Annotated in this window: 30 protein-coding genes and 1 riboswitch; of the genes, 10 read left to right on the top strand and 20 right to left on the bottom strand. The window is 70.1% G+C overall.

What is annotated here, in order from left to right; genetic code table 11:
- Nucleotides 1-66: 66 nt before the first annotated feature.
- From MTQ12_RS02125 to purS, 5 genes are all read right to left on the bottom strand, one after another.
- Nucleotides 67-453: a multidrug efflux SMR transporter gene (locus tag MTQ12_RS02125; RefSeq protein WP_137318787.1), complete on the bottom strand. Its 387-nt coding sequence runs from the start codon at nucleotides 451-453 to the stop codon at nucleotides 67-69.
- The gene (locus MTQ12_RS02120) at nucleotides 454-768 is read right to left on the bottom strand and encodes a multidrug efflux SMR transporter (protein WP_247423555.1); all 315 of its coding nucleotides are present in this window, start codon (nucleotides 766-768) and stop codon (nucleotides 454-456) included.
- A 12-nt stretch (nucleotides 769-780) separates the two neighbouring features.
- Nucleotides 781-847, bottom strand: a riboswitch (guanidine-III (ykkC-III) riboswitch).
- A gap of 91 nt (nucleotides 848-938) precedes the next feature.
- Entirely contained in the window at nucleotides 939-2,135 is a 1,197-nt protein-coding gene (locus MTQ12_RS02115; protein WP_247423554.1) for a DUF6882 domain-containing protein, read from the bottom strand.
- 77 nt (nucleotides 2,136-2,212) lie between these two features.
- Nucleotides 2,213-2,953 carry a phosphoribosylformylglycinamidine synthase subunit PurQ gene (gene purQ, locus MTQ12_RS02110; RefSeq protein WP_247423655.1) on the bottom strand — a complete coding sequence of 247 codons (741 nt, stop codon included), beginning with the start codon at nucleotides 2,951-2,953 and terminating at the stop codon, nucleotides 2,213-2,215.
- A 38-nt stretch (nucleotides 2,954-2,991) separates the two neighbouring features.
- Nucleotides 2,992-3,330, bottom strand: coding sequence for a phosphoribosylformylglycinamidine synthase subunit PurS (gene purS / locus MTQ12_RS02105; RefSeq protein WP_247423552.1), 339 nt, complete (start codon nucleotides 3,328-3,330; stop codon nucleotides 2,992-2,994).
- 351 nt (nucleotides 3,331-3,681) lie between these two features.
- On the opposite strand from purS, the gene MTQ12_RS02100 reads away from it, so the two are divergent.
- Complete coding sequence (locus MTQ12_RS02100; RefSeq protein WP_247423549.1) at nucleotides 3,682-4,296, top strand: hypothetical protein; 615 nt, start codon at nucleotides 3,682-3,684, stop codon at nucleotides 4,294-4,296.
- Nucleotides 4,297-4,422: 126 nt separating this feature from the next.
- The gene (locus MTQ12_RS02095; protein WP_247423547.1) at nucleotides 4,423-4,950 is read left to right on the top strand and encodes a hypothetical protein; all 528 of its coding nucleotides are present in this window, start codon (nucleotides 4,423-4,425) and stop codon (nucleotides 4,948-4,950) included.
- Between the two features lie 77 nt (nucleotides 4,951-5,027).
- Here MTQ12_RS02095 and MTQ12_RS02090 read toward each other — a convergent pair whose 3' ends face one another.
- Genes MTQ12_RS02090 through purD form a run of 3 tightly spaced genes read right to left on the bottom strand, consistent with a single transcriptional unit; the run spans nucleotide 5,028 to nucleotide 7,812 of the window.
- Nucleotides 5,028-5,513, bottom strand: a complete 486-nt coding sequence (locus MTQ12_RS02090) for a hypothetical protein (protein ID WP_247423545.1) — start codon at nucleotides 5,511-5,513, stop codon at nucleotides 5,028-5,030.
- Nucleotides 5,514-5,544: 31 nt separating this feature from the next.
- Nucleotides 5,545-6,447: a phosphoribosylaminoimidazolesuccinocarboxamide synthase gene (locus MTQ12_RS02085; RefSeq protein WP_247423543.1), complete on the bottom strand. Its 903-nt coding sequence runs from the start codon at nucleotides 6,445-6,447 to the stop codon at nucleotides 5,545-5,547.
- Between the two features lie 51 nt (nucleotides 6,448-6,498).
- Nucleotides 6,499-7,812 (bottom strand): phosphoribosylamine--glycine ligase, encoded by a 1,314-nt coding sequence (gene purD, locus MTQ12_RS02080; protein ID WP_247423541.1) that lies wholly within the window; start codon nucleotides 7,810-7,812, stop codon nucleotides 6,499-6,501.
- A 74-nt stretch (nucleotides 7,813-7,886) separates the two neighbouring features.
- Here purD and MTQ12_RS02075 point away from each other — a divergent pair, with 74 nt between their 5' ends.
- From MTQ12_RS02075 to purM, 6 genes are all read left to right on the top strand, one after another.
- Complete coding sequence (locus MTQ12_RS02075; protein ID WP_247423539.1) at nucleotides 7,887-8,936, top strand: asparaginase; 1,050 nt, start codon at nucleotides 7,887-7,889, stop codon at nucleotides 8,934-8,936.
- Entirely contained in the window at nucleotides 8,933-9,331 is a 399-nt protein-coding gene (locus MTQ12_RS02070) for a sterol carrier family protein (protein WP_247423537.1), read from the top strand. The genes MTQ12_RS02075 and MTQ12_RS02070 overlap by 4 nt, the downstream gene beginning before the upstream one ends.
- Before the next feature lie 145 nt (nucleotides 9,332-9,476).
- Nucleotides 9,477-10,919: an aldehyde dehydrogenase family protein gene (locus MTQ12_RS02065; RefSeq protein ID WP_137318796.1), complete on the top strand. Its 1,443-nt coding sequence runs from the start codon at nucleotides 9,477-9,479 to the stop codon at nucleotides 10,917-10,919.
- 103 nt (nucleotides 10,920-11,022) lie between these two features.
- The gene (locus MTQ12_RS02060) at nucleotides 11,023-11,442 is read left to right on the top strand and encodes a hypothetical protein (protein WP_137318797.1); all 420 of its coding nucleotides are present in this window, start codon (nucleotides 11,023-11,025) and stop codon (nucleotides 11,440-11,442) included.
- Nucleotides 11,399-12,931, top strand: coding sequence for an amidophosphoribosyltransferase (gene purF / locus MTQ12_RS02055; RefSeq protein ID WP_247423535.1), 1,533 nt, complete (start codon nucleotides 11,399-11,401; stop codon nucleotides 12,929-12,931). The genes MTQ12_RS02060 and purF overlap by 44 nt, the downstream gene beginning before the upstream one ends.
- Before the next feature lies 1 nt (nucleotide 12,932).
- The gene (gene purM, locus MTQ12_RS02050) at nucleotides 12,933-14,033 is read left to right on the top strand and encodes a phosphoribosylformylglycinamidine cyclo-ligase (RefSeq protein ID WP_247423532.1); all 1,101 of its coding nucleotides are present in this window, start codon (nucleotides 12,933-12,935) and stop codon (nucleotides 14,031-14,033) included.
- A gap of 90 nt (nucleotides 14,034-14,123) precedes the next feature.
- Here the strand turns inward: purM and MTQ12_RS02045 are convergent, their stop codons facing one another.
- The 4 genes from MTQ12_RS02045 to MTQ12_RS02030 all read right to left on the bottom strand — a co-directional run bounded on the left by MTQ12_RS02045 (nucleotide 14,124) and on the right by MTQ12_RS02030 (nucleotide 15,644).
- Entirely contained in the window at nucleotides 14,124-14,702 is a 579-nt protein-coding gene (locus MTQ12_RS02045; RefSeq protein ID WP_247423530.1) for an OmpA family protein, read from the bottom strand.
- The gene (locus MTQ12_RS02040) at nucleotides 14,699-14,857 is read right to left on the bottom strand and encodes a hypothetical protein (protein ID WP_217494906.1); all 159 of its coding nucleotides are present in this window, start codon (nucleotides 14,855-14,857) and stop codon (nucleotides 14,699-14,701) included. The genes MTQ12_RS02045 and MTQ12_RS02040 overlap by 4 nt, the downstream gene beginning before the upstream one ends.
- Before the next feature lie 180 nt (nucleotides 14,858-15,037).
- Nucleotides 15,038-15,325, bottom strand: coding sequence for a hypothetical protein (locus MTQ12_RS02035; RefSeq protein WP_247423528.1), 288 nt, complete (start codon nucleotides 15,323-15,325; stop codon nucleotides 15,038-15,040).
- Between the two features lie 124 nt (nucleotides 15,326-15,449).
- Nucleotides 15,450-15,644 (bottom strand): DUF3073 domain-containing protein, encoded by a 195-nt coding sequence (locus tag MTQ12_RS02030; protein WP_137318802.1) that lies wholly within the window; start codon nucleotides 15,642-15,644, stop codon nucleotides 15,450-15,452.
- Between the two features lie 309 nt (nucleotides 15,645-15,953).
- On the opposite strand from MTQ12_RS02030, the gene MTQ12_RS02025 reads away from it, so the two are divergent.
- Nucleotides 15,954-16,406, top strand: a complete 453-nt coding sequence (locus MTQ12_RS02025) for a hypothetical protein (RefSeq protein ID WP_247423526.1) — start codon at nucleotides 15,954-15,956, stop codon at nucleotides 16,404-16,406.
- Nucleotides 16,407-16,432: 26 nt separating this feature from the next.
- Nucleotides 16,433-17,257 (top strand): hypothetical protein, encoded by an 825-nt coding sequence (locus tag MTQ12_RS02020; RefSeq protein ID WP_137318804.1) that lies wholly within the window; start codon nucleotides 16,433-16,435, stop codon nucleotides 17,255-17,257.
- 142 nt (nucleotides 17,258-17,399) lie between these two features.
- Here MTQ12_RS02020 and MTQ12_RS02015 read toward each other — a convergent pair whose 3' ends face one another.
- The 8 genes from MTQ12_RS02015 to MTQ12_RS01980 all read right to left on the bottom strand — a co-directional run bounded on the left by MTQ12_RS02015 (nucleotide 17,400) and on the right by MTQ12_RS01980 (nucleotide 24,040).
- The gene (locus MTQ12_RS02015; protein ID WP_247423524.1) at nucleotides 17,400-17,585 is read right to left on the bottom strand and encodes a hypothetical protein; all 186 of its coding nucleotides are present in this window, start codon (nucleotides 17,583-17,585) and stop codon (nucleotides 17,400-17,402) included.
- Nucleotides 17,586-17,628: 43 nt separating this feature from the next.
- Entirely contained in the window at nucleotides 17,629-17,814 is a 186-nt protein-coding gene (locus MTQ12_RS02010; protein ID WP_247423522.1) for a hypothetical protein, read from the bottom strand.
- A gap of 239 nt (nucleotides 17,815-18,053) precedes the next feature.
- On the bottom strand, nucleotides 18,054-18,836 hold the full coding sequence (locus MTQ12_RS02005) for a Tad domain-containing protein (RefSeq protein WP_247423519.1): 783 nt from the start codon (nucleotides 18,834-18,836) through the stop codon (nucleotides 18,054-18,056).
- Nucleotides 18,837-18,956: 120 nt separating this feature from the next.
- Nucleotides 18,957-19,619: a response regulator transcription factor gene (locus tag MTQ12_RS02000; protein ID WP_137318807.1), complete on the bottom strand. Its 663-nt coding sequence runs from the start codon at nucleotides 19,617-19,619 to the stop codon at nucleotides 18,957-18,959.
- Nucleotides 19,612-20,757, bottom strand: a complete 1,146-nt coding sequence (locus tag MTQ12_RS01995; RefSeq protein WP_247423517.1) for a histidine kinase — start codon at nucleotides 20,755-20,757, stop codon at nucleotides 19,612-19,614. The genes MTQ12_RS02000 and MTQ12_RS01995 overlap by 8 nt, the downstream gene beginning before the upstream one ends.
- An 84-nt stretch (nucleotides 20,758-20,841) precedes the next feature.
- Nucleotides 20,842-21,747, bottom strand: coding sequence for a type II secretion system F family protein (locus tag MTQ12_RS01990; RefSeq protein ID WP_247423515.1), 906 nt, complete (start codon nucleotides 21,745-21,747; stop codon nucleotides 20,842-20,844).
- Nucleotides 21,747-22,676, bottom strand: a complete 930-nt coding sequence (locus tag MTQ12_RS01985) for a type II secretion system F family protein (protein WP_247423513.1) — start codon at nucleotides 22,674-22,676, stop codon at nucleotides 21,747-21,749. The genes MTQ12_RS01990 and MTQ12_RS01985 overlap by 1 nt, the downstream gene beginning before the upstream one ends.
- Nucleotides 22,673-24,040: a CpaF family protein gene (locus MTQ12_RS01980; protein ID WP_247423510.1), complete on the bottom strand. Its 1,368-nt coding sequence runs from the start codon at nucleotides 24,038-24,040 to the stop codon at nucleotides 22,673-22,675. The genes MTQ12_RS01985 and MTQ12_RS01980 overlap by 4 nt, the downstream gene beginning before the upstream one ends.
- Nucleotides 24,041-24,043: the final 3 nt, after the last annotated feature.

The raw sequence follows: 24,043 nt of genomic DNA, 5'->3' as shown, positions 1-24,043 counted from the left end.
AGTCTATCGGTGCGGGCGGCGCACGCTGAGCGGCTCGGTCACGCAGCGGCCAGCGCGTTCAGCGGCTCAGCCGCTCTGCGCCGGACCGTCGGCGGTCGGTGCCTCGTCCGACGCTCCCGGAGCGGGCGCGGCCCGGGGACTCGGGACGAGCTTGAGCCCGATCACCGCGCCGATGATCCCGCACATGAAGACGATCTTCCCGGTTGAGATCGCCTCGGTGCCGGTGGCCATCGCCCAGCCCACGGTGAGTGCGGCGCCCACTCCTGTCCACACGGCGTAGGCGGTGCCGATCGGGATGTGCTTGGCCGCCCAGCCGAGGCCGAGCATGCTGATGACGGCGGCGACGGCGAACACGACGGTGGGCAGAAGTGCGCGGAAGCCGTCGGACATGCCGAGCGCGGTGGCCCAGACGGCTTCGAAGACAGCGCTGAGGAGCAGGACGAGCCACGGCATTCAGCTCACCGCCTTGAGGCCGGCGACGGAACCGATGAGGAGGACGAGGAGCAGCACGCGTGCGACGGTCGCGCGCTCCTGCCCGGTGACGAATCCCCAGAGCACCGTGAGCGAGGCGCCGATCCCCACCCACACCGCGTACGCGGTCCCGGTGGGCAGCGAGGTCATCGCCCAGGACAGGCCCGCGAGGCTCACGATGACGGAGACGATGAAGAGGAGAGTGGGCTTCCAGCGTCTGAAGCCGTGCGAGGCCGACAGCGCGGAGGCCCAGACGGCCTCGAGCATGCCGGAGACGATGAGGACGAACCACGCCATGACGAACTCTCCTATGAGTCAGTCTTGTCGTGGTGCGGGTACTGCTCCCTCGTCCGCGAGCCCTGGTGCCGGGCTCCATGACTCAGGATACCGATCCCGGTCCGGGGCGGCAACGCGCGGCCGGGCCGCTCGACCGGGAGTGCTGGACGACCCGCGCGGACACGCTCGCCTCAGCGGCCGAACAGCTTGCGGAAGAAGCCCTTCTTGCGCGGCTCCGCGTCCTCGGCCGGGGCATCCGCGGGGCGATCCGCGGTCGGTTCGGGAGCGGGGCGGGGTGCGCTGTCGGCCGGTTCCGGAGCGGGTTCCGGTGCGGAGGGCTCGACCGGGGCCGGGCGCGGTTCCGGCTGCGGCTCCGGGGCGGGCGCCTCGGCGGCGGTGGACGGCTCGGGCGCCGGGGCGGTCTCCGCAGCCGGGGATTCCGGAGCGGGCGCGGTGTCCTCGGCCGGCTGCTCGACGTCCGGTGCCGGTTCGACGGGTTCGGGCGCGGTGGGTGCCGGAGCGGGTTCGACCGGTTCGGGTGCGGCCGGTGCTTCGGCAGATTCCTCGACAGGGGACTCGACCGGGGCGGAGGTCTCGGCCGGCGCCTCGGCCGGGGTCGGGGCGGGTGCCGGGACAGTGCCTTCGGAGGTCGCTCCGGGCTCCCCGGAGACGGCGGACCGTGCGGCGGCGAACTCCTCGGCGGCCTCGCCCTCGAGCGGGGAGTGGACCTGGCAGTTGGTGATGCGGCGCTGCTCGTCGACGGTGACGTCGGCCCAGCCGTCGGCGGCGAGGACCCGCAGGGTGCCGTCCGGACGCATGACGAGCGGGAATCCGCGGTGCTCCGCATAGGCCTGGAGGGCCTCGACGTGGTCGGTCACCGTGGTCTCGGTGAGGCCCTGGGCCATCGACCGGACGAGGGACTTGATATCCGGTGCGTCGAGCGCGAGCTCCGGGGACTCGACGAGCATCCACACGACGGTGCCCCCGCCGGCGGCCGCCGGGTAGTGCGCCCAGATTCCGGTGAGCTCCTTGGCGGCGAGGACGAGCCGCAGCGGCAGCTCGTCGTCGGAGTCGAACTCGTCGGTGGTGAGCTCACCGATGCCCCGCGCGGCGCCGAGCCTGCGGACCTCGTGCGAGCGCGCGACGACGGGCTCGGGGAACTCGTTGACGTTGTCCCAGCCCCAGTGCCAGGTGCGCGGGGAATCCGCCTCGGTGCCGATGAGGTGCGCGGTGAGCGTGAGCGGGTGCTCGCCGGTGAACGTAAGCCGCGGGTTCTCGGAGAAGTCGACCTCCCACTCGGCGTCGGCGATCCGCAGGCCGAATCGCGTCTGCATCTCGGTGGAGAAGAAGATGGCCCGGTTGACGAGGCTCTGCAGAGAATCGCTCATGATCCCAGGGTACTGGACTCACCGGGGCGGAGCTCGGCACCCGGAGTCCCGCGTCCGGGCACGGCCCGGGCCCGGGTTCAGGCGTTGACGAGGGTGCGGATGACCGAGGTGAAGAAGCCCTGGCCGTCCACCCCGCTGCGCAGACCGTCCGCGGTGTCCGGCCCGAAGCCGGGTTCCACGGCGTGCTCGGGGTGGGGCATGAGGCCGACGACGTTGCCGCGCTCGTTGGTGATCCCGGCGATGTCGCGGCGCGAGCCGTTCGGGTTGCTGCCCACGTAGCGGACCACCACGCGGCCGGTCCCCTCGAGCTCGTCGAGCACGGGCTCGGAGGCCATGAAGCCGCCCTCGCCGTTCTTCAGCGGGATGATGATCTCCTGGCCCTCGGTGAAGCTGTTCGTCCACGCGGTGCCGGCGTTCTCCACCCGGAGCACCTGGTCGCGGCAGATGAACTGCTGGGTGTCGTTGCGGACGAGCGCACCGGGCAGCAGGTGGGCCTCGCACAGCACCTGGAACCCGTTGCAGATGCCGAGCACCGGCATCCCGCCGTGCGCGGCGTCGATGACGGCGTCCATGATCGGGGCGAAGCGGGCGATCGCCCCGCAGCGCAGGTAGTCGCCGTAGGAGAAGCCGCCGGGCAGGATCACGGCGTCGACGTCGGAGAGCGAGGTGTCGGCGTGCCACAGGGGCACGGCACGAGCACCGGACAGGGTGACGGCGCGGGCGGCGTCGCGGTCGTCGAGCGTGCCGGGGAACGTCACCACGCCCACGCGAGCGCCCTCGGCGCCGGGCAGCGTCGTGGTGGACTCGGCGGCACCGATGAGGGGTCCGCCGGCGGTGTACCGGCTGCGGTCGCCGCTCACCGGGCACCGGCCGGATCGTCGTTCGCCTCCGCGACGGAGTCCGAGGCGGCGCCCACCGGGGTGCCCGGGTGGGCGGGCTCCGGGGCGTCAGGTGCCGCTTCGACTGCGACGACGTCTTCGATCACCGGGTTGGACAGCAGCGTCGAGGCGGCCTCGCGGGCCTGCGCGAGGATCTCCTCGGTGACCTCGCCGTCGACCGTGAGCTCGAACCGCTTGCCCTGGCGCACATCGGTGAAGGCGGTGAGCCCCAAGCGGTCGAGGCCCGAGCCGATCGCCTTGCCCTGGGGGTCGAGGATCTCCGGCTTCGGCATGACTTCGACGACGACACGTCCCATGGTGCTCCTTGAATCTCGCAGGTGCGGCGGACCGCTGGATGGCGCGCGCCGATCGCGCGCCGAACACCTGCGAGTCTACCAACGCCGAGGATCGTCGGGAGCGCGGTGTCCGGCACCGGTGCCGGACACAGCCCGTTCCGATCTCGGAGCCTGCCGCAGGAGCATCCGATACAGTCGAGACAGCAGACAGCCCGATGATGTCGAACCCGAGGAGAAGACGACAGGATGCGGAGACTCGTAAGGTGCGGCGCAGCCGTTGCGGCACTGTCCTTGGCGCTCGTCGGATGCTCCGCCGGGGGTCCCGACGGGACCGAACCGAACGACCCGGGCACATCGGCAGAGGAGACCGCGATGACCACACCTGGTGCCGATTCCGGTGCCGGCGCCCACCAGTTCGGGTCGACGAGCGACCTGCTCGCGGCAGCGAACGGATTCACCTTCAACGAGTTCGATGACTTCACCTTCGCCGAATCCACGCTCGGATTCGCCCAGTTCGGAAGTCAGCAACAGCGTCCGGAGATCGAGCCGGAATCGTGTGCAGCATTCTTCGACGATGCGCTGAGCTCGCTCGACGGCACCGAGGCGCCGACCGTCGCTGGTCTCAGCGCCAAAGGCGGAATGCGCGTCGATATCTCGAGCCATGCTGCGGGCTCCGATGCGGAGTCCCATGAATCGATGTTCTCCGGCATGGTCGCGGAATGTCCTGAGATGCGCCTTCTGAACGATGGCGAGCCTGTCTCCGAATCCACCATCGAAGGATTCGACGTCGAGGTCGACGGTGCCGACAGCGCCGTCGGTATCCACAGCACGATGACGCAGGCCGCCTCGTCGGAAGAGGGCGAGGTGTCGCAGGTCGTCGTACGCAGCGGCACACTGGTGGTCACCGCCGCAGCGACCGGGGGCGCCGACACACGGGAGCGGGCGCGAGAACTCGCCGGCGCCGTCCTCACCTACCTCGAGCAGTGACCGCGGTGTCGGGCACCCTGGAGCGGCCGATACCAGGACGCGCAGCTGCGCGACCGTATCGGCCGTGTCAGCCGGGTCAGCCGGGTCGTCCGCACCCGCTCGTGCTCTGGCGGAGGTGAGATCCCCGTGCCCACTGCGAAGCGATCAGCGAAGGACGGCGGCCTCTCCGCCTTCTCCGCCGAGTACGACGGGAACGCGACGTCCGAGCTGCTCGTCGAAGCGCTCGGCAATCGCGATGCGGAGGCGCGGTGGGAGATCTCCCGCCGGCTCCTCGATGACGGAGCCGACGCCTCCCCGGTCGCCTCCGGGCAGTCGACGCTCTCGATCCTGCTGGGCGCGCACCGCAGGCTCGGAGCACACGACGGCGAGCTGGCGCAGCGCCTCGTCGATGCCGGGGCGAGCGTGAACTACCGCGAGCGGCGCGGCCGGCTCGCCATCCACCTGGCCGCGATGACGCGGGCCGACGCGGACGAGGACAGACGACAGCTCTATGCCGCGTTCTTCTCATCGCCGAAGCTCGACCTGACCCTGCCGGTGAATCCCACCATTCCGGACGTCACTATTCGGCAGTGGCTCGAAGGGCTGGTGGAGCGAGTCCCGGACAAGCGCGAGGTGCTCGCCGAGCTCCTCGCCGCGCACCCGGCCTCACCGTGATCCCGCGCGGTGCGCCGTGCCCACCGACCGCCTGAACCCGCCGGCAGCATAAGAACCTCCGACGCCGAGCTGCTGTGTCACCCCAGCCCGAGCACCGTCCGCAGCGCGGTCTCGATCTCTGCGGCGGCGCGCTCGGCCTCGTCGCGGCCCAGCCGGTAGGGGTCGGCGATGTCGTCGAGGTATCCGCGGGACAGGACCTCGACGCCCGCGCCCGGCGGGTCCCAGGCCGCGACCGTTCCGGCGGCGGCGAGCTCCGCGTAGGGGCGCAGCACGACGGTCCGGGCGGCCGCCTCCGGCCAGGTGCCCACGACGAAGTCCCGGTGGGAGCGGGTGAGGCAGACGAGGAGGTCGGCCCCGGCCGCGCGGTCCGCGTCGAGCTGCGTGGAGGTGAAACCCGCCGTCGAGGCGCCGAGGCGGGTCAGGCACGCCGCCATCGCCGGGTCGATGCCGAGGTCGGCGAGCAGGTGGGTGCCGGTGCTCGTGTACCGGGTGGAGGGGTCGAGGAGTGCTGCGAGGCGCTCGGCGAAGGGGGAACGGCACGTGTTGCCGGTGCACACGAACATCACCGTTCTCATCGTCGGCTCCCGGGACCGCTCAGAGGGGGAAGGTCTCGCCGGTGATGCGCTCGAAGGCCTCGACATACCGGGCGCGCGTCTTCTCGACGATCTCCGCGGGCAGCTCCGGCGGGGCATCTCCGGAGTCCTTGTCCCAGCCGGAGGCCTCGGAGGTCAGCCAGTCGCGGACGAACTGCTTGTCGAAGCTCGCCTGCGCGCGGCCGGGCGTGTAGGCCGCGGCGTCCCAGAAGCGGGAGGAATCCGGGGTGAGGACCTCGTCGGCGAGCAGGATGGTGCCGCCCGGGCCGCGCCCGAACTCGAACTTCGTGTCGGCGAGGATGATGCCGCGCTCGCGGGCGATCTCCTCCGCGCGGGTGTAGATCCGCAGGGTGACGTCGCGCAGCTCCTCGGCCTCCGCGGCTCCGACGATCTCCGCGGCCCGGTCGAAGCCGATGTTCTCGTCGTGGTCGCCGATCTGCGCCTTCGTCGCCGGGGTGAAGATCGCCGGTTCGAGCTTGTCGGACTCCCCGAGCCCGGCGGGCAGGCGGACCCCGCACACCGCGCCGGTGCGCCGGTAGTCTGCGAGGCCGGACCCGTTGAGGTAGCCGCGGGCCACGCACTCGATGGGGAACATGTCGAGCGGCCGGCACACCATGCCGCGCCCGGCCACCTCGGCCGGCACCTCGGTCGAGGTCACGTGGTTGCCGATGACATCGGCGAGCTGGTCGAACCACCACAGGGTGAGCCCGGTGAGGACGACGCCCTTGTCCGGGATCTCCGAGGCGAGCACGTGGTCGTAGGCGGAGATCCGGTCCGAGGCGACCATGAGGATCCGATCCGCGCCCTCGAGTGTGCCGACGGAGGCCGGGACGTAGATGTCGCGCACCTTGCCCGAGTACACGTGGGTCCAGTCGGGGATGTCGGGGTGCTCGGTGTCGATCATGGCGTTCCTTCGGGTCGGATGCGGTGCCGGAGTGCGCCGGCGGCGGGGGTATCAGGTGGGGTCGGAGTCCCCGCCGGGTGCGGAACTCCCGGCCGGGACGGCGACCCCTCCGGCCGCGGCCGCACGCGCGATGTCGGTGCGGTGCTGCTCGCCGTCCCAGGAGATCAGGCCCACGGCCTCGTAGGCGCGTTCGCGGGCGGCGGTGAGATCCTCCCCGGTGGCGACGACGGAGAGCACGCGCCCGCCGGCGGTGACGACCTCGCCCGCGGGCGAGGTGGCGGTGCCGGCGTGGAGGACCATGACGCCGGGCAGGGCGGCGGCCTCCTCGAGCCCCGCGATCGGGTCCCCGGTGCGCGGCGCCTCGGGGTAGCCCGCGGCGGCCAGGACCACGGTGACCGCGGCCTCGCGCGACCAGGAGAGTGGTCCGAACTCCGCCAGGCGGCCCTCCGCGGCGGCGAGCAGCGCCTGGGCCAGCGGGGTCTCGAGCCGGGCGAGCACGGACTGGGTCTCCGGGTCGCCGAACCGCACGTTGAACTCGATGACCTGGAGGCCCTTCGGGGTGAGCGCGAGCCCGCAGTAGAGGAGGCCGACGAACGGGGCGCCGCGGCGGGCCATCTCGTCGACGACCGGCTGGGCGACGCGCGCGACGATCTCCTCGACCATCCCGGGTGGGGCCCAGGGCAGCGGCGAGTAGGCGCCCATACCTCCCGTGTTCGGCCCGGCATCGCCGTCGTGGATGCGCTTGAAGTCCTGTGCGGGCTCGAGCGGGACGGCGGTGGTGCCGTCGCACAGCACGAACAGGGACACCTCCGGCCCGGTCAGGTGGTCCTCGATGACGACCCGGTCGGACACGCTCAGGCAGGATTCGGCGTGGGCGAGCGCGGCGGCGCGGTCCTCGGTGACGACGACGCCCTTGCCGGCGGCGAGCCCGTCGGCCTTGACGACGTGCGGGGCGCCGAACCGGTCGAGAGCGGCGGCGGCCTCGTCCACGGTGGTGGCGGCGACGGCGGCGGCGGTGGGCACCCCGGCGGCCTCCATGACGTCCTTGGCGTAGGCCTTCGAGCCCTCGAGCGCCGCGGCCTCCTGGCCGGGGCCGAACACCGCGAACGAGGCGGCGCGCAGCGCATCGGTCACTCCGGCGACGAGCGGGGCCTCGGGACCGACGACGACGAGGTCGACGTCGAGCTCCTCGGCGAGCGCGACCGCAGCATGCGGGTCGGTGGCGTCGAGCGGCCGGGTCTCGCACAGCAGCCCGATGCCCGGGTTGCCGGGCGCGGCGATGACGGCGTCGACCTGCGGATCGCGGGACAGCGCGGCGGCCAGGGCGTGTTCGCGGGCACCGGGCCCGATGACGAGAACCTTCACGCCCCCAGACTAGTACGGCGGGCTCCCGAACCGGGCGTCGGACGGCCGGCGGCGCCCGCCGATAGTGTGGACCCATGAGCCCACAGAGCACGCACCCCCCGACCTCCGAGACCTTCTCCGCCGCGGCGGCCGTCGAGCTCGCCGTCATCGAGCGCTCCGGCTTCGTCGAGTCGCGCCACCTCGGCTCCGCCGTCGTCGTCGACCCCGACGGCGCCCCGCTCATCGAGCTCGGCGCGCCCGCGGAGCCGGTCCTCACCCGCTCGAGCCTCAAGCCCCTCCAGGCGCTCGCCTGCCTGGAGATGGGTGTGCCGCTGGCGGGAGAGTCCCTCGTGCTCGCCACGGCCTCCCACCGGGCGGAGGAGGGCCATGTCGAGGTCGTCGCCGGGATGCTCGACTCCGTGGGCCTGGGGCCCGAGGACCTGCAGTGCCCGGCCGTCGCGCCCGCGGACCGCGGCGACCGGATGCGGGTGCGCAAGGACGGCACCCTGGTGTCCCCGCTCCACTTCAACTGCTCGGGCAAGCACGCGGCGTTCCTCATGGCCCAGCAGCTCGGCGGCCACGACACCGCCGCCTACCTCGACCCGGATTCCGCGGTGCAGCGGCAGGTCGCGGCGACCGTCGCTGAGTACTGCGGGGGCCCGTCCGACTTCGTCGGGGTCGACGGCTGCGGGGCCCCGGTCCACGCGCTGCCGCTGACCCGGCTGGCGGCCGGGATCGGGCGGCTCGCCGCCGGCACCACCGAGCACGCGCGCACCCTGCGCGATGCCGTGCTCGCCCACCCGTGGGCCATCGAGGGGCACGGCCGACCGAACTCCGTCGTCGTCGAGAAGCTCGGCATCCTCGCGAAGTTCGGCGCCGAGGGCGTCATGGTCATGGGCACCCCGGGAGGCCACGCGGTCGCCGTCAAATGCCTCGACGGCTCGAGCCGGCCGACGACGATGGTCGCCCTCGAGCTCCTCGTCACCGCCGGCGCCCTGCCCGCCGAGCAGGTCGTGCCGGTGCTCGCCGAGCTCGACCACCGGGTGATCGGGGGGATCGGCGGCGACGGGGAGCCCGCGGTCGTCGGCGCGCTGCGCTCCTCCTCGGCCGTGCTGACCGCCGCAGAGCAGCTGGGGCGGCGATGAGCATCCGCCGCCGCATCGACCCGGCCGCCGGGCACGAGGCGCTCGTCGCTTGGGTGCAGGCCCGCCGCACCGGCGCCGCACCCGCCCCGCGCACCACGCTGGCCACCGCCGTGCGGTTCACGCTCGAGGAGCTCGCCGCGCGCAACGAGGGCAACTCCGTCGAGGTGCGGATCCCGCCCTTCGGCGTCACCCATTGCATCGCCGGTCCCCGCCACACCCGCGGCACCCCGCCCAACGTCGTCGAGGCGGACCCCGAGGCCTGGCTCGAGGTCGCGGTGGGGGAGACGGACTTCGCCGCCGCGCTCGCCGCCGGACGCATGAGCGCCTCGGGCACGCGCGCGGACCTCACCGCGGTGACCCCGCTGTTCGACGCCGCCGAGCTCTTCCCGAGCTGAGCGCGGCTCCGGGGCGGCTGCCGGCCCGCGAGGCCTCCCTCCGAACCGAACCGTGCAGCCGGCCCCACCCCGCCCCGGCCCGCCCGCCCGTCCAGCATGCGGCGGGTCGTTGCCCACGCCCCGGGTGCGCGAGGACAATGAGGCCATGACTGCGCAGACGACTCCGACCACCTCGTTCATCGACGGCCGCTCCGTGCCCGCCCGGGACACCTACGACAACATCGACCCGGCGACCAACCGGGCGCTCGGCGGGGTCTCCCGGGGCACCGCGGAGGACGTCGACCAGGCGGTGGCGGCCGCCGCCCGCGCCCAGCGCGAGTGGCGGAACACCTCGCCGGAGCAGCGCTCCCGGTTCCTCGTCGAGATCGCCCGGCTCGTCCGCGAGGATCGCGACACCCTGGCCCGCCTCGAGACCGAGGACACCGGCAAGCCGCTCACCCAGGCCTATGCGGACGCCGACACCTGTGCTCGCTACTTCGAGTTCTACGGGCACACCATCGAGTCGTACTACGGGCAGACGATCCCCTTCGACCCGGGCATGCACGCCTACACCCGCCGCGAGCCCTACGGCGTGACGGGGCACATCGTCGCGTGGAACTATCCGCTCCAGCTCATCGGCCGGGCCGCCGCCTCCTCGCTCGCCACCGGCAACTGCGCGGTGGCGAAGCCGGCGGACGAGACCCCGCGCACCACCGTGCGCCTCGCCGAGCTCGTCCACCGCGCCGGGGTGCCTGCCGGCGCCTTCAACGTCGTCACCGGGCTCGGCTCCGAGGCCGGGGCCGCGCTCGCCGCGCACGACGGGGTGGCCCACCTCGGGTTCGTCGGCTCGACCGCCACCGGCTCGCTCATCGCCCACGCCGCGGCCGACCGCGTGGTGCCCACCGTGCTCGAGCTCGGCGGCAAGTCTGCGAACGTCGTGTTCGCCGACGCCGACGTCGACGCCGCGATCCCGAGCCTCGTGCGGTCGATCCTCCAGAACGCCGGGCAGACATGCTCGGCCGGCGCGCGCCTGCTCGTCCACCGGGATGTGCACGCCGAGGTGGTGGAGAAGATGGCCGCGGAGTTCGGGAAGGTGAGCATCGGCCGCGGGGCCGATGACCCGATGCTCGGCCCGCTCGTGTCGGTCAAGCAGCAGGAGCGCGTGGCCGGCTTCTTCGACCGGCTCAGCGGCGGTGAGATCGTCACCGGCGGATCAGCGCCGAGCGACCTCGGTGACGATCTGGCAGGCGGTGCCTTCTTCTCCCCGACGCTCGTCGACAATGTCGACCCGTCCGCGGAGATCGCCCGCGAGGAGGTGTTCGGCCCCGTCGTCGTCGCCACCGAGTTCGACGACGACGCCGAGGCCGTCGAGCTCGCCAACGGCACCGACTACGGGCTCGTGTCCGCGGTGTGGACGCGGGACGTGGGCCGGGCGCACCGGATGGCCGCGGCGATCGAGGCCGGCCAGGTGTTCGTCAACACCTACGGCGCCGGCGGCGGAGTCGAGCTGCCCTTCGGCGGCTTCAAGAAATCCGGCTACGGGCGCGAGAAGTCGATCGAGGCCTTCGACGAGTACACCCAGACCAAGACCGTCGTCATCAAGCTCTGAGCCGGCGGTGCCGACGGGCCCGCGGAGACCGGTGCACCGACGAGCTCGCCGAGCCCGGTGGACTAGACTCGGGGGCGCACACGACGGCAGCCCAGGGGAGTTCATGAAGGACACCATCGACGTCTCGGTGAGACGGAGTCCACGGTATTCGGCATTCATCATCGTCGGGGTCGTCCTCGGCATGACCGTGGGACTGGTCCTCAGCCTCCTGCCCGTGGACACGAGCGCCCTCACCACCCAGGTCACGCAGGGCTCGGCAGTCTGGATGCTCATGGTCGTGGTGGGGATCATCGGCGGTTTCCTCGGCGCGATCGTCGCGCTCCTCGTCGACCGGCGCAGCGTCCAGCGCGCCCGCACCTTCGCCGTGGGCGCGGAGTACGAGCCGGAGCGGCGCCGTGCCGCGGACTCCTCGACACCCGCCTCGGCCGCGGATGCCGCCCCGAACGCTCCCGAGGCGCCCGCGGAGGGGCCCGGCCCGGATGCCGGTCGCGGCCCCGAGGCCCCGCGCACTGTGGGAGAATGACGGCGTGGCACGCGCAGATGGACAGCTGACTCACGAAATCGACCCCCAGGACAAGAAGCCGCAGGACGAATGCGGTGTGTTCGGGGTCTGGGCACCGGGCGAGGAGGTGTCCAAACTCGTCTACTACGGCCTCTACGCCCTCCAGCACCGGGGCCAGGAATCGGCCGGGATCGCGGCGAGCAACGGCGAACAGATCATCGTCTACCGGGACATGGGACTCGTGTCCCAGGTGTTCGACGAGAACGACCTCGAGACGCTGCCCGGGCACATGGCCGTCGGCCACACCCGCTACTCCACCACCGGCTCCTCGACGTGGGAGAACGCGCAGCCGACGCTCGGGCCCACCCGCTTCGGCACGGTGGCCCTCGGCCACAACGGCAACCTGACGAACTTCCTCGAGCTCCAGGAGCTCGCCGACACCCGGCAGGAGGTGCGGCAGGAGACCGTCAAGCAGGCGACGCAGAAGACCAATCGCACCCGCGGCCACCGCGACTCCTCGAACGACACCTCGCTCATCACCGAGCTGCTCGCCTCCGGCACGGGGGAGAACCTCACCCAGGTCGCGCTCGAGCTCTTCCCCAAACTCGAGGGCGCCTTCAGCCTCGTGTTCATGGACGAGCACACGCTCTACGCCGCCCGCGACCGCCACGGCGTGCGCCCGCTCGCTCTCGGCCGGCTCGACCGCGGCTGGGTGGTCGCGAGCGAGACCGCCGCGCTCGACATCGTCGGCGCCTCGTTCGTGCGCGCCGTCGAACCCGGCGAGCTCATCGCGATCGACGAGGACGGCCTGCGCTCGTACACCTTCGCCGAGCCCGAGCTCGCCCGCTGCGTGTTCGAGTACGTCTACCTCGCCCGCCCGGACAGCATCCTCGCCGGCAAGACCGTGCACTCCGCCCGCACGGAGATGGGCCGGGTGCTCGCCCGCGAGTACCCAGTCGACGCGGACATGGTCATCGCCACCCCGGAATCCGGGACGCCGGCTGCCGTGGGCTACGCGGAGGAGTCGGGGATCCCGTTCGGGCAGGGGTTGATGAAGAACGCCTACGTGGGCCGCACCTTCATCCAGCCCTCGCAGACGATCCGGCAGCTCGGCATCCGCCTCAAGCTCAACCCGCTGCGGGAGAACATCGAGGGCAAACGGCTCGTCGTCGTCGACGACTCGATCGTCCGCGGCAACACCCAGCGCGCCCTCGTGCGGATGCTCCGCGAGGCCGGCGCCCGGGAGATCCACATCCGCATCTCCTCCCCGCCGGTCAAGTGGCCGTGCTTCTACGGCATCGACTTCGCGACCCGTGCCGAGCTCATCGCCAACGGACTCACCACCGACGAGATCTGCCAGTCGCTCGGCGCGGACTCGCTCGGCTACATCTCGCTCGACGGGATGATCTCCGCGACCCAGCAGGAGCGCAGCGAGCTGTGCACCGCCTGCTTCTCCGGGGAGTACCCGATCAGGATCCCGGACAGCCAGGCGCCGGAGAGGAGCTGCTGACATGACCGAGGACAGCGCAGCACAGGGCACCACCTACGCCTCCGCAGGCGTCGACGTCGAGGCCGGCGACCGGGCCGTCGAGCTCATGAAGGCCGCCGTGTCGGCCACCCACGGCCCGAACGCCGTCGGGGACTTCGGCGGTTTCGCCGGACTCTTCGACGTCTCCATGCTCAAGGACTACGAGCGGCCCCAGCTCGCGGCCTCGACCGACGGGGTGGGCACCAAGGTCGCGATCGCGCAGGCCCTCGACATCCACCACACCATCGGCTTCGACCTCGTCGGCATGGTCGTCGACGACATCGTCGTGTGCGGGGCGACGCCCCTCATCATGACCGACTACATCGCCTGCGGACGGTTGGTGCCGGAGCGGATCGCCGACATCGTGCGCGGCATCGCCGAGGCGTGCGCCTCGGCCGGGGTCGCGCTCGTGGGCGGGGAGACCGCCGAGCACCCCGGCCTGCTCGGGGTCGACGAGTACGACGTCGCCGGTGCGGCGACCGGTGTGGTCGAGGCCTCTCGCGTGCTCGGCGCGCACCGCGTGAGCGCCGGTGACGTGCTCGTCGGCCTGCCGTCCTCGGGCCTGCACTCCAACGGCTACTCCCTGGTGCGGCGCATCATCGCCGACGCCGGGTGGGGCCTCGATCGTGAGGTGCCCGAGTTCGGCCGGACACTGGGTGAGGAGATCCTCGTCCCGACGACCGTCTACTCCGGCCCGCTGCTCGAGCTGCTCGCCGCACAGCCCGACGCAGTGCACGCGATGTCGCACGTCACCGGCGGCGGGCTGTCGGCGAACATCGCGCGCGTGCTCCCGCAGGGACTGCTCGCCACCATGCGCCGCTCCACCTGGACGGTGCCGGCGGTCTTCGACGTCCTCGGCGAGCTCGGCTCCGTGCCGCGCATCGACCGCGAGCGCACATGGAACCTCGGAGTCGGCATGGTCCTCGTGGTCGATCGGGAGTCCGTCGACGCCGTGCTCGCCGCGGTGGACGGTGCCTGGGTGCTCGGTGAGGTCACCGCCGACGACCGTGCGCTGGCCGGGGACGAGTACTACGTGCAGGGCGCCAAGGGCGTCGACGGCGGAGCTGCGATCCTCCTCGACTGAGGCGCCGCCTTCGGCTGCTGGGTCTGCCGTGCTGCGCGACCACAGGTCCGCGCGGAACGGGGATCAGTTGCGCTGGGTGCGGGCGGTCGCTCAGCCCTCGTAGGCGATCTCGACCCGCCGGTTCTCAGCCCGACCGTCGGGATCGTCCTCGCCGCGGGATTCATTGGGGGCCACCGGCTGGGTCTCGCCGTATCCTTCGACATCGAGCTCGACGTCGGACCGTTCATCGGAGATGACATCGGCGACCGCCTGCGCCCGGTCCTCGGACAGCGACTGGTTGTAGTCGTCGTCGCCCTTCGAATCGGTGTGGCCGTGGACCTCGATGCGGGCGCCGTCCGGGATGTCGGCGACGAGCTCCCGGATCCTGGTCTTCGCGGCGTCCTTGACCGTCGAGGAATCGAAGTCGAAGAGGATGTCGGACGAGAGCGAGATCGTCGTCTCCGACCCGTCCGTCTCCGTGGTCTCGACCTCGTCGGTGTTCTCGAGGAGGTCGGTCGTGTTCTCGTCGAGGTCGTCGATGCTGTCGTCGAGCTCGGTCTGGCTCGGTTCCCCCACATCCGCCAGAGTCGTCGGGGAGGCCATCGCTGCACTGCCCGCCCCGGTGAGGACGAGCAGTGCAGCCGCGGCAGCGCCGAGGAACGGGGTGCGGAAGTCGTGTGCGGCGCTCACTGGATGGTGATCCCGGTAGCGAGCGGCGCCCCGTCCACCATGGCGACGTCGACCTCGGTGACGTCCTCCGGTGGTGCTGCGAAGACCGCGAACGCGTAGAACGTCTGCCCCGGGCCGAACTTCCCGCCCATGTAGTCGGTCTGGGCGCGGATCACACCGCTGGAGTCGCTGAGCACCCGGTGGCGCTTGAGGTTCGTGTTGTCGATGAAGAACGGCGCCCACCCGCTGTTGCCGAGATAGTGGTAGAGATGGTTGCGTTCGGAGCCGGCGGCGGCATCGACGGTGAAGGCGAACTGCCCGACGACGGTCCTGCCCTCGCGGTACAGGCCGAGGAGCTAGACGGTCATCGTCGAATCGGGCTCGTCTCCTCCACTGACGTGGACGGGGACCGTTGCGGTCGCTACCGGTTCGGGGAGGTTGTTCGATTCCAGTCCGGCGGACTCCGGCGAGCCGGGCTCACCGGACGGTGCTGCGGAGGGGGACTCACCGGCTGCCGAGGTGTCGTCGGGTGATTGCCGGTCGGCGGTGGTGTCGTCGGATCCGAGCGAACAGGCGCCGAGGCTCAGGATGAGTACGAGGGACGCGATCGCGGTGGTGGGTCGGACCGAGGGGATTCTGCGCATCGGGGAATGCTTTCGCTCAAGGGGACAGTGATTCGGACGGGTTTCGGAGGGAGCGGGCCATCGTCGTGGCGGTCGGGGAACCGCCGGGTCGGAGTCGGAGCGTGCCAGGTGGACGGACGAATGCTCAGTCGTCGTCGATGTCGTTGTACTTGTCGGCGTACTCGGAGTAGTCGGGCTCCTCGTCGAAGGGGTCGCCGTCCTCCTCGGACGTCGATCCGCCGAGTTCCCTCTGCAGAGCAGTCAGGTCGGTCTCCGGGCTGTAGTACTTGAGCTTACGGGCAACCTTGATCTGCTTCGCCTTAGCGCGGCCGCGACCCACAGGCGTCGACCCCCTCTGTCGTCGGTCCAGGACGCGACTGTGCGCGAACCCCGGCATCGTGGTTGTCATCTCTACCCCGGAATCCTACCCGGTCGGGATAGGATGTGCCATTCCTCGGACGGCCTTGTGGACAGTGTGCGGTGGCCAGTGCGGTCGGCTTCCACAGGGCTCACGGCGGTTCGACGGAGCGGTCTACACTGCGGAATCATGCACCCCCGAACCTGTCATTCCCGGAAGCGACACCTCGTCCTGCTGCGCCTGGGAGCAGCCGATGCGCTCTCGCTGTGGGGCTGAGCGATGGAGCTGGACGTGGGAATGATCGTCTTCATCGGCATCGTCGCCCTTGCCGCGCTGCTCGCTCTGGGCCGGCGCTTCCTTCTCCCCGTGCTCCGGCCCGCTGTGCGCACCTGGGACGGGGAGATCGTCGCGGTGATCGTGCACTACGCGCGCAACCCGCGGCTGCGTGGCGACGACAGCCCGCTGAGTGCGGCCCCGGTGATCCGGGAGCGGGCCGGGGGCGGTGAGCGGATGGCGGACAACAGGGTCGTGGATGCGCTGCCGAGCGTGGTGCTCCGACAGCTGTTCGGGTCGACGATCTACGACACCCTCAATCCCCGTTTCAACCTGCCGACCGGTGAGCTGCGGCGGCAGGCGGTCCAGGCTGCGAAGTCCGGAGGCTTCCGGTTCGACCTGCCGGAGCCGGTCCGGGTCGCCGTTGAGGAGACGGCGGACGGGGACCTGCGGTGGCGGAAGGCTCGCTGAGCGCGGTTCTCGCATAGGGTTGGGCCATGGCCTACGAGCGTGACTTCGAGATCAGGCTGCGGGTGTTCGAGCCGTGCGTGGTGCACCCGGAGCTCGCCGACTTCCCGGTGTCGGACAACCGCGACGCGATCGCCGGACTCGTCGCCGCCGACGCCGACATCCGCCTCATCAGCATCCCGCCGGACCCGGTGGCCGACTCCTACCGCGGGACGCCGATCTTCATGCCCGCCGCCGACGCCGGCGACGAGTTCGACCGGGTGTGCCCGGTGCAGGACGACATCCGGTCGTGGCATGCGCTCGAGGCGCTCGCGGAGAACAGCACCCGCGGCGAGCTCGACCTCATCGTGCCCAAGGCCGCCCGCCGCCGGGCGGCCGCCCACCGGGTCGAATGGATGCAGGACGACCCCGACACCCGCGTGTTCACCCGGACCTCGGCGTGGGACGTGTCGCCCGTGTGGTGGCTCGCCCTCGACCCGCAGCGCGACCAGGTCATCAGCGACGACATCGGCGACGGCGACGAAGGCTTCCGGATCCGCATCCGCACGCCGATCCTCACCGCCTCCTCCCGCGTCGACTGGGCGCTCGAGGTCATCAAGGAGAAGTCGAAGCTCGTCAGCGTCGTCGAGTCGACGGAGATGTTCTCCGAGTGGCTCGACGGGTTCGACATGAATTCGATCCTCGAGCTCGACCTCGGCGGGATGAGCGAGGTGCTGTGGCCGGACACCGGGGCGGAGCTCGTCGCGGACTGGGTCGACAGCCTCGACGCCGACGACCGCGAGGGCGCGGGAGCGGCCTTCACCCGCTACACCCGGATGTGGGAGATGCTCGGGCTCTACGCCCGCAGCAGCTGAGCCGGGCGGTCCGGTGTTCCGAGTAGAACCAGCCGGGTGCCGCTTACGACTCGATCGGGTGGTGAGGAAGCACAGGTGAATGCGAAAGGCACCCGGGGGACCGGGTGCCTTTCGGGGATGGTGGGTGTTCGAGGGGTGGGTGTCAGTTGTCGAAGATCGAATTAACGGCGTCCTGGAAGGGGCCGGTGAGATCGATGCCGCTGGCGGCTGTGATGACGATGCCGACGACGACGGCGACGACGAGGGCGATCGCGAGGTACTCGATCGAGACGGCGCCGGTCTCGCGGTTGGTGCGGATGGCCTGGGTCATCTTGGTGAGAGCGTTCATGGTGAAGTCCTTTCGGGGATGGTGGGTGTTCGAGGGGTGGGGGTCAGTTGTCGAAGATCGAATTAACGGCGTCCTGGAAGGGGCCGGTGAGATCGATGCCGCTGGCGGCTGCGATGACGATGCCGACGACGACAGCGACGACGAGGGCGATCGCGAGGTACTCGATCGAGACGGCGCCGGTCTCGCGGTTGGTGCGGATGGCCTGGGTCATCTTGGTGAGAGCGTTCATGGTGAAGTCCTTTCGGTTCGGTGCCGAGCTTGTGACTTCAGTCTGCCGGGTCGATGTGAGCGTCAGAAGGGTCTCCGGTTCCGGGAGTGGACCCAAAGCGATTGGGCCCAGCCGAATGGGCCCCGGGGGGCAGTGCGCTCGTGCGGGCGATCGACTGGTGGACGGGAGCGCTGTGGGGGATGAATGGACTGAGGGCACCCGGCGCGGAACCGGGTGCCCTCGTGGCAGGTGGGGAATGCTCACTCGACGAGCTTGATCTTGAACATCCGTTCGAAGGCATCGTGGTCGTGGGAGATATAGGTCGGGCCGACATAATAGGCGCGGGCCGACCCGTAGATGCTCGTGCACACGAGCGTCCACGCCTCGAGGCTCGGCATTCCCTCGGGCATGCAGGTCAGGCCGGGCGGGGTACGGACCTCGGCGGCTGCGCTGCCCGGCGCCGTGAGGGTCTCCTGGATCTTCTTGCCCTGCGGAGACTTGACGGCCTTGGACTGGGTCGACACGTCCACAGCGATGGTGCGCGGTGACTCGACCTGGTACTGGGTGAGGATCACCGAGTCGTTCTTCGCCGCGAAGCTGCTCGCGCTGGGGTATCCCGTCCACCCCGCTGCCGCCCAGAAGGGGTCCGGGGCGACGAAGGTGAACGAGATCTCCTCCTCCTCGTCCTCCGGCGGTGGAGGTGGGGGAGGCGGAGGATCGGGGTCCGAGGGGTCCGCCGGCGGCGGGGGCGGAGGTGGCGGCGGAGGAGTGGGCTTGCTGACAGTGATGGACTGCCCGCCCAACCAGGCCGTGATCCAGTTGCCGCGGGCGGCCTCGGCGCCGGCGAGCGCCGAGGAGTCCGCCGCCTTCTGCGCCTCGGTCTTCCGATCGACGGCCTCACCGAAGATCATGAACAGCAGCGAGGCGCCGATGACGGCGACCGAGACGAGGACGAGCGCGATCGAGACCTGGCCGGATTCGGGGTCGCGGCGGCGCAGGTCGAAGAGGGATGGGGGTCGCCGGAGGGTGCGTAAGCGGAGCATGGGGATCATACTGTCCTCGGGGAGCGAGCAGGGAACGTCTTCATTGTCCACGTCTGGGATCGGAATCGGGAGGGCACAGGGGCCCAGGACCGGGTCCAGGAGCGCATCTCTTCCCCTGTCTTATCGGAGCTTCTTGAACCAGACGCTCACCGCTTCTGCACGGTTCGCGACGTCGAGCTTCGAGAAGATGTGGTTGATGTGGTTCTTCACGGTCTTCTCACTGAGGAAGAGGCGCTGGGCGATCTGTCTGTTGGTCAGTCCGTCTGCGGCGAGCTCCATGACCTCGTGCTCACGCCGGCTCAGTCCGAACGGTGCGGATCCGCCCGAGTGCTCCGGGATGTGGTCCGAGTCGGTCTGTTTGCGGCGCGTGTGGTTCGAGAGTATGACATCGGCTGCGGTCGACGACATGAGCATGCTGCCGCGAACCACGGAGCGGAGCGCGTGCGAGAGCCCCTCGACATCGAGCTCGTGGTAGACGACGTATCCCTTCGCCCCTGCTTCCAGCGCGCCCTCGATGATCTCCGACTCCTCGCTGTGGGTGAGCATGACGACGGTGGTGATCTGCGACAGCTCACGGGCCGCCGACACGCCGTCCCGTCGGGGCATCCGGACGTCGAGGAGGCAGACATCGGGACGGAGGCGCTCGCCGAGGTCGATCGCTTCCTGCCCGTCGCACGCCGAGCCGACGAGCTCGAGCCCGTCGGACGAATCAATGATCTGCTCCAGGCCCATTCTCACGACTCTGTTGTCGTCGGCGATGAGCACCCGCAGTGCTTCAGACATCGATGACCTCCTCTGGGATCCGGTGACGAAGGGTGATGGTGGTCCCGTGGCGCGGTCGCGACCTGATCGCGAGCGAGGAACCGATCTGCGCAGCACGCTCCTCCATGCCTGCGAGGCCGAAATGTCCCTCGGCCTGGCGGGTGCGATCATGTTTGGCGAATCCGCGGCCGTGGTCGGTGACGACGAGTTCGAACACCCCGCTGTGAACGTGGGTGGTGAGATCGATCCGCTCGGTGGAGGAGTGGAGCGCGGCGTTCGTCAGCGCCTCCTCGGCGACCTTGCAGATGTTGTGCCGGTGCTTCTCATCGAAAGGCAGATCGTGGCTCAGCCGCACATCGACGGGAACCCCGTGGAGCACGCCGATCTCCTCTGCGGTCCGCTGGAGCAGTGTGTTGAGCGAGGGCGTCGAATCCGTGCGGAGGTTCGTGAGGATCCTCCGCGACTCCGCGACCGCATCGGCGGCGGCTTCGCTGATCGACCGGGCGGTCGGCTGCGCTCCGGGCTGGGTCATGGCGAGCGCCTTCGCCTGCAGCCCGATGCCGACGAGCGTCTTGACAAGCGAGTCGTGGAGCTCGCGCGCCAGGCGAGAGCGTTCTTCCCCGAGCGCGGCGTCGCGGGCGGACTGCTGCGCCACCACGAGAGAGGCGTCCACCTGGGACTGCAGGGTGCGCAGCGAGCTCCCGATGACCACTGCGATGACGATGACGACGATCGAGCCGACGAGAGACACATCGACCGGCCCGTCCGAGCGCGTCGGGTCAGCGAGGCGGTCGAGGAACACCGTTGCGGTGAGGCCGGTGATGAGCAGGGCTGACAGCAGCTCGCGCCCTGGGTACGCGTACAGCATGCCGATGAGGAGAGCCGAGCTGAACATGTAGGCGACGAAGGGGGAATCGGGCCCCTGGAGTGCGAGCAGCGCCAAGGAGGCGATGATGTCGACGAGGACGACTGCGGGGTGGCGGAGCAGGAACGGGACGACGCGCGACCACCAGATGATGAGCACACCGGACAGCACCGTGGTGACGAGCACGAGCACGACCTCGACCACCGGGGCCCGGTCGGAGCGCCAGCTCAGCAGCACGGGGAACGCGCAGAGCAGGCGGAGGAGCAGGGCGATCTTCCCCGACTGCAGAAGCACGGCACCAGGTCGCCGACTGGTAGCCGTGATGTCACGGTGTGTGCGGGAATCCGTCTCCGGTAGCGACAGCTGTCTCATGTCCGGTCATCCCTGCAGATTGGAGAGGATCTCTCCGAAATCGATACCGGCGACGAAGTACATGCTCACCATGATGAGCACCATGGTGCCGGGGACCATGACGAGGGTGACGACGGCGGAGATCTTCGGATTGGCCTTGGACGCCTTCTGCCGCGCGCGCTGTGCAGTGACGCGTCGCATGTCGAGGGCGATCTGGTCGAGCGCATCGGACAGCGGGGAGCCGAGCTCCTCGGACTGGAGGAGAGCGGTGACGAAGGACTCGAGCGATTCCGAGGTGGTGCGGCTGCGGAGTGCGGCGAAGGCTTCGCTGCGGGACTGCCCGACGTCCATCTGCCGGAGGGTCAGGCGGAGCTCGTCGCTCAGCGGCCCTTCGACCCTTTCTATGACGCGTTCGAGCGCGGCCCGGAAGGACAGGCCGGCGGACACCGTCACTGCGAGGACGTCGAGGAAATCCGGGAGCGCGTCCTCGATCTGCTCCTGCCGTTCGGATGCCTTCGATGCCAGGCTGATATCGGCGATGAAGAAGAGCGCCACGAGGAAACCGACCCCGAGCAGCGGTTGGACGAGGACACTGATGAGCACTGCCGGCACGACACCGATGAGGAGGAGCTTGCACTTCTGCTGCATGAACTGGCGGAAGTCCGCATAGTCGGCGTTGCCGGACCGGACGATCCGGTCGCTGGCGAAGCGTCGGTACGCGGGCCCGAGCAGATTGGCCACATCGGGCGCGATCGCCGCGGCGAGGCTGTCGAGCGGGCCGGTCTGTCGTCGCTTCCGCTTGGCGGAGGTGGTGATGAGAGCACGGTCCTGGGGCGAGAGCTTAGCCAGCGGGTCGGTCTTGACCAGGGCGTAGCCGCGCATGGCCAGGCCGGCGATGAGCAGTGCTGCGATACCGAACGCCAGGGACCACATCAGAGCTTCACCCGTGTGAGCCGATTGATCGCGACGATCCCGATGATGTACGACGCCGTGGTGATGACGATCGCGATCTGTCCGATGACCGTGCTCGTCAGGTCGAGCAGCAGGTCGTTGTACGTGAGCGACAGGATGATGACCAGACCCACTCCGAGGCCGGCGACCATGTACCCGGTGTAGCTCGCCTCCGCAACGAGTGTGCGGACCTCTCGGGTGGTCTCCTTGCGGTCCTCGAGCGCGAGTGAGAGGTCGCGCAGTGCTGTGATGAGGGATCCTCCGGAGCGGTGGGCGATGACGAGGGTGGACACGAGCACGCTGAGATCCTTGCCGGGGAGCCGCCGCTCGAGCCGTTCGAACGCGATGTCCATCGGCGTTCCGAGGTCGAGCTCGTTCGTCATCCGGCGGATCTCGCGCCCGGCCGGGTCGGACAGTTCGGTGGCGGCGATGTGGAGCGCGGTGTTGATGGACAGCCCCGCGCCGGTCGCGTTGGCGAGGATGCGGGCGAACTCGGGGAGCTGAGCGATGAACTTCTCCCGCTGCTTGTGACGAAGGATGGTGAGCGCGTACACCATTGCGACGACGATGAGCACCCCGGCCATGACGGCGTAGAAGGTCGCCATGACGGTGTTGAGGCTCAGGCCGACCACGACGACGATGACGAGGCCGATCAGGACGAACTCGACCGGGGTGAGCTGCGTGACATTGGCCTGGAGCATGAGGTCGTCGAGCCGTCGGCCGATGCGGGTGCCGATGAACCAACGATTCACCGGGGTGACGAAGCGCGCCCGGAAGCTCCGCCGGTAGGTCTCGGTCTGGTTCCTCACCAGCTCGCGCTTCTCGAGTGAGCCGACCATGAAGGCCGAGAAGCCGATCGCGGCGACAGCGAGCACTCCGAAGAGGGCGCCAAGAATGACGAGTTCCCTCATGAGTGGGTGCCCGGGCGCGCTTGTCCAGTCTCCGGATCAGGGGCGATCGGGTAGGTCGCCGGGAGCTCGTACCCGGACAGCCACATGCGATGGGCCAGGTGGTACGGCATCGGGTGGACGGCGAACTCGCCGGTGACCACTCTGTCCGCGCCGAGCGCGTTCGCCCGGAACGTCACGAGGGGAGTGAGCTCGAACTGGGCCCGGCTCCGCGACGTCACCGCCGCGATCTCCTGGATCCGCCGGCTGCCGTCGGCCCCGCGCGACAGCTGGACGATGAGATCGACGGCGCTGTTGATCTGATCGCGCAGCGCCTCGTACGGGATCGGGAGCTCGCTCATGCTTGCGAGCGTCTCCAGTCGCGACACCGCGTCGGTGGCGTTGTTGGCGTGCACCGTTACCAGGGAGCCGTCGTGACCGGTGTTCATCGCCTGCAGCATGTCGAGGGTTTCGCCGCCGCGGACCTCGCCGACGATGATCCGGTCGGGCCGCATGCGGAGGCTGTTGCGCACGAGATCACGGATCGTCACCGCGCCCTTGCCCTCGACGTTGGCCGGGCGCGATTCGAGCCGGATGACGTGCGGCTGTTGGAGTTGGAGCTCGGCGGAGTCCTCGACCGTGACGATGCGGTCACCGTCAGGGATGAGTCCGGAGAGGGCGTTTAGCATCGTGGTCTTGCCGGTGCCGGTGCCTCCGGAGACGACGATGTTGAAGCGCGCCCTGACGCAGGCGGTGAGGAGATCGCGCGTCGCTGCGTCGAGCGAGCCCTTGGTGATGAGGTCGTCGAGCGTGAACGGGGTGGGGAATCGACGGATCGTCATGGTGGGGCCGTCGAGAGCGAGAGGCGGGACGATGACGTTGACCCGCTCGCCGGAAGGCAGTCGGGCGTCGACCATCGGGGAAGACTCGTCGACTCGCCTGTTGACCCCGGCGACGATCCGGTCGATCGTCTGCATGAGCTGCGCCGAATTGGTGAAGGTCGCATCGAGCTTCTCCAGCCTGCCCCGGCGCTCGACGTAGATGCTCTGATACCCGTTGACCATGATCTCCGTGACCGTGGGGTCGGCGAGCAGGGGTTCGAGGACACCGAGACCGAGGGCCTCGTCGACCACGCGTCGGATGATCACCTGTCGGTCGTGGGCGGAGAGCACCGGGCCGTCGCGGGAGATGAGGTGGCTCATCACGCGCTCGAGCCGGACCCGTCGCTGTGTGGCGTCGAGCTTACTCAGCTCGTCCAGGTCGATCTCCTCGAGGAGCAGCCGACGGTATTGGCGCACGGCGAGCTGCTCGCTCGTGAGCTTCTCGCCACCGGGGTCGGCGACATCGGCGACATCGGCCTGCTGCTGTGCTCTGCGAAGAAGTGCCATCCG

The organism is Brevibacterium sp. R8603A2 (assembly GCF_023072605.1).
GTDB lineage: Bacteria > Actinomycetota > Actinomycetes > Actinomycetales > Brevibacteriaceae > Brevibacterium > Brevibacterium pityocampae.
Note: the sequence above shows the minus strand (reverse complement) of the source record. Positions and strands in the feature narration are given on the sequence as shown.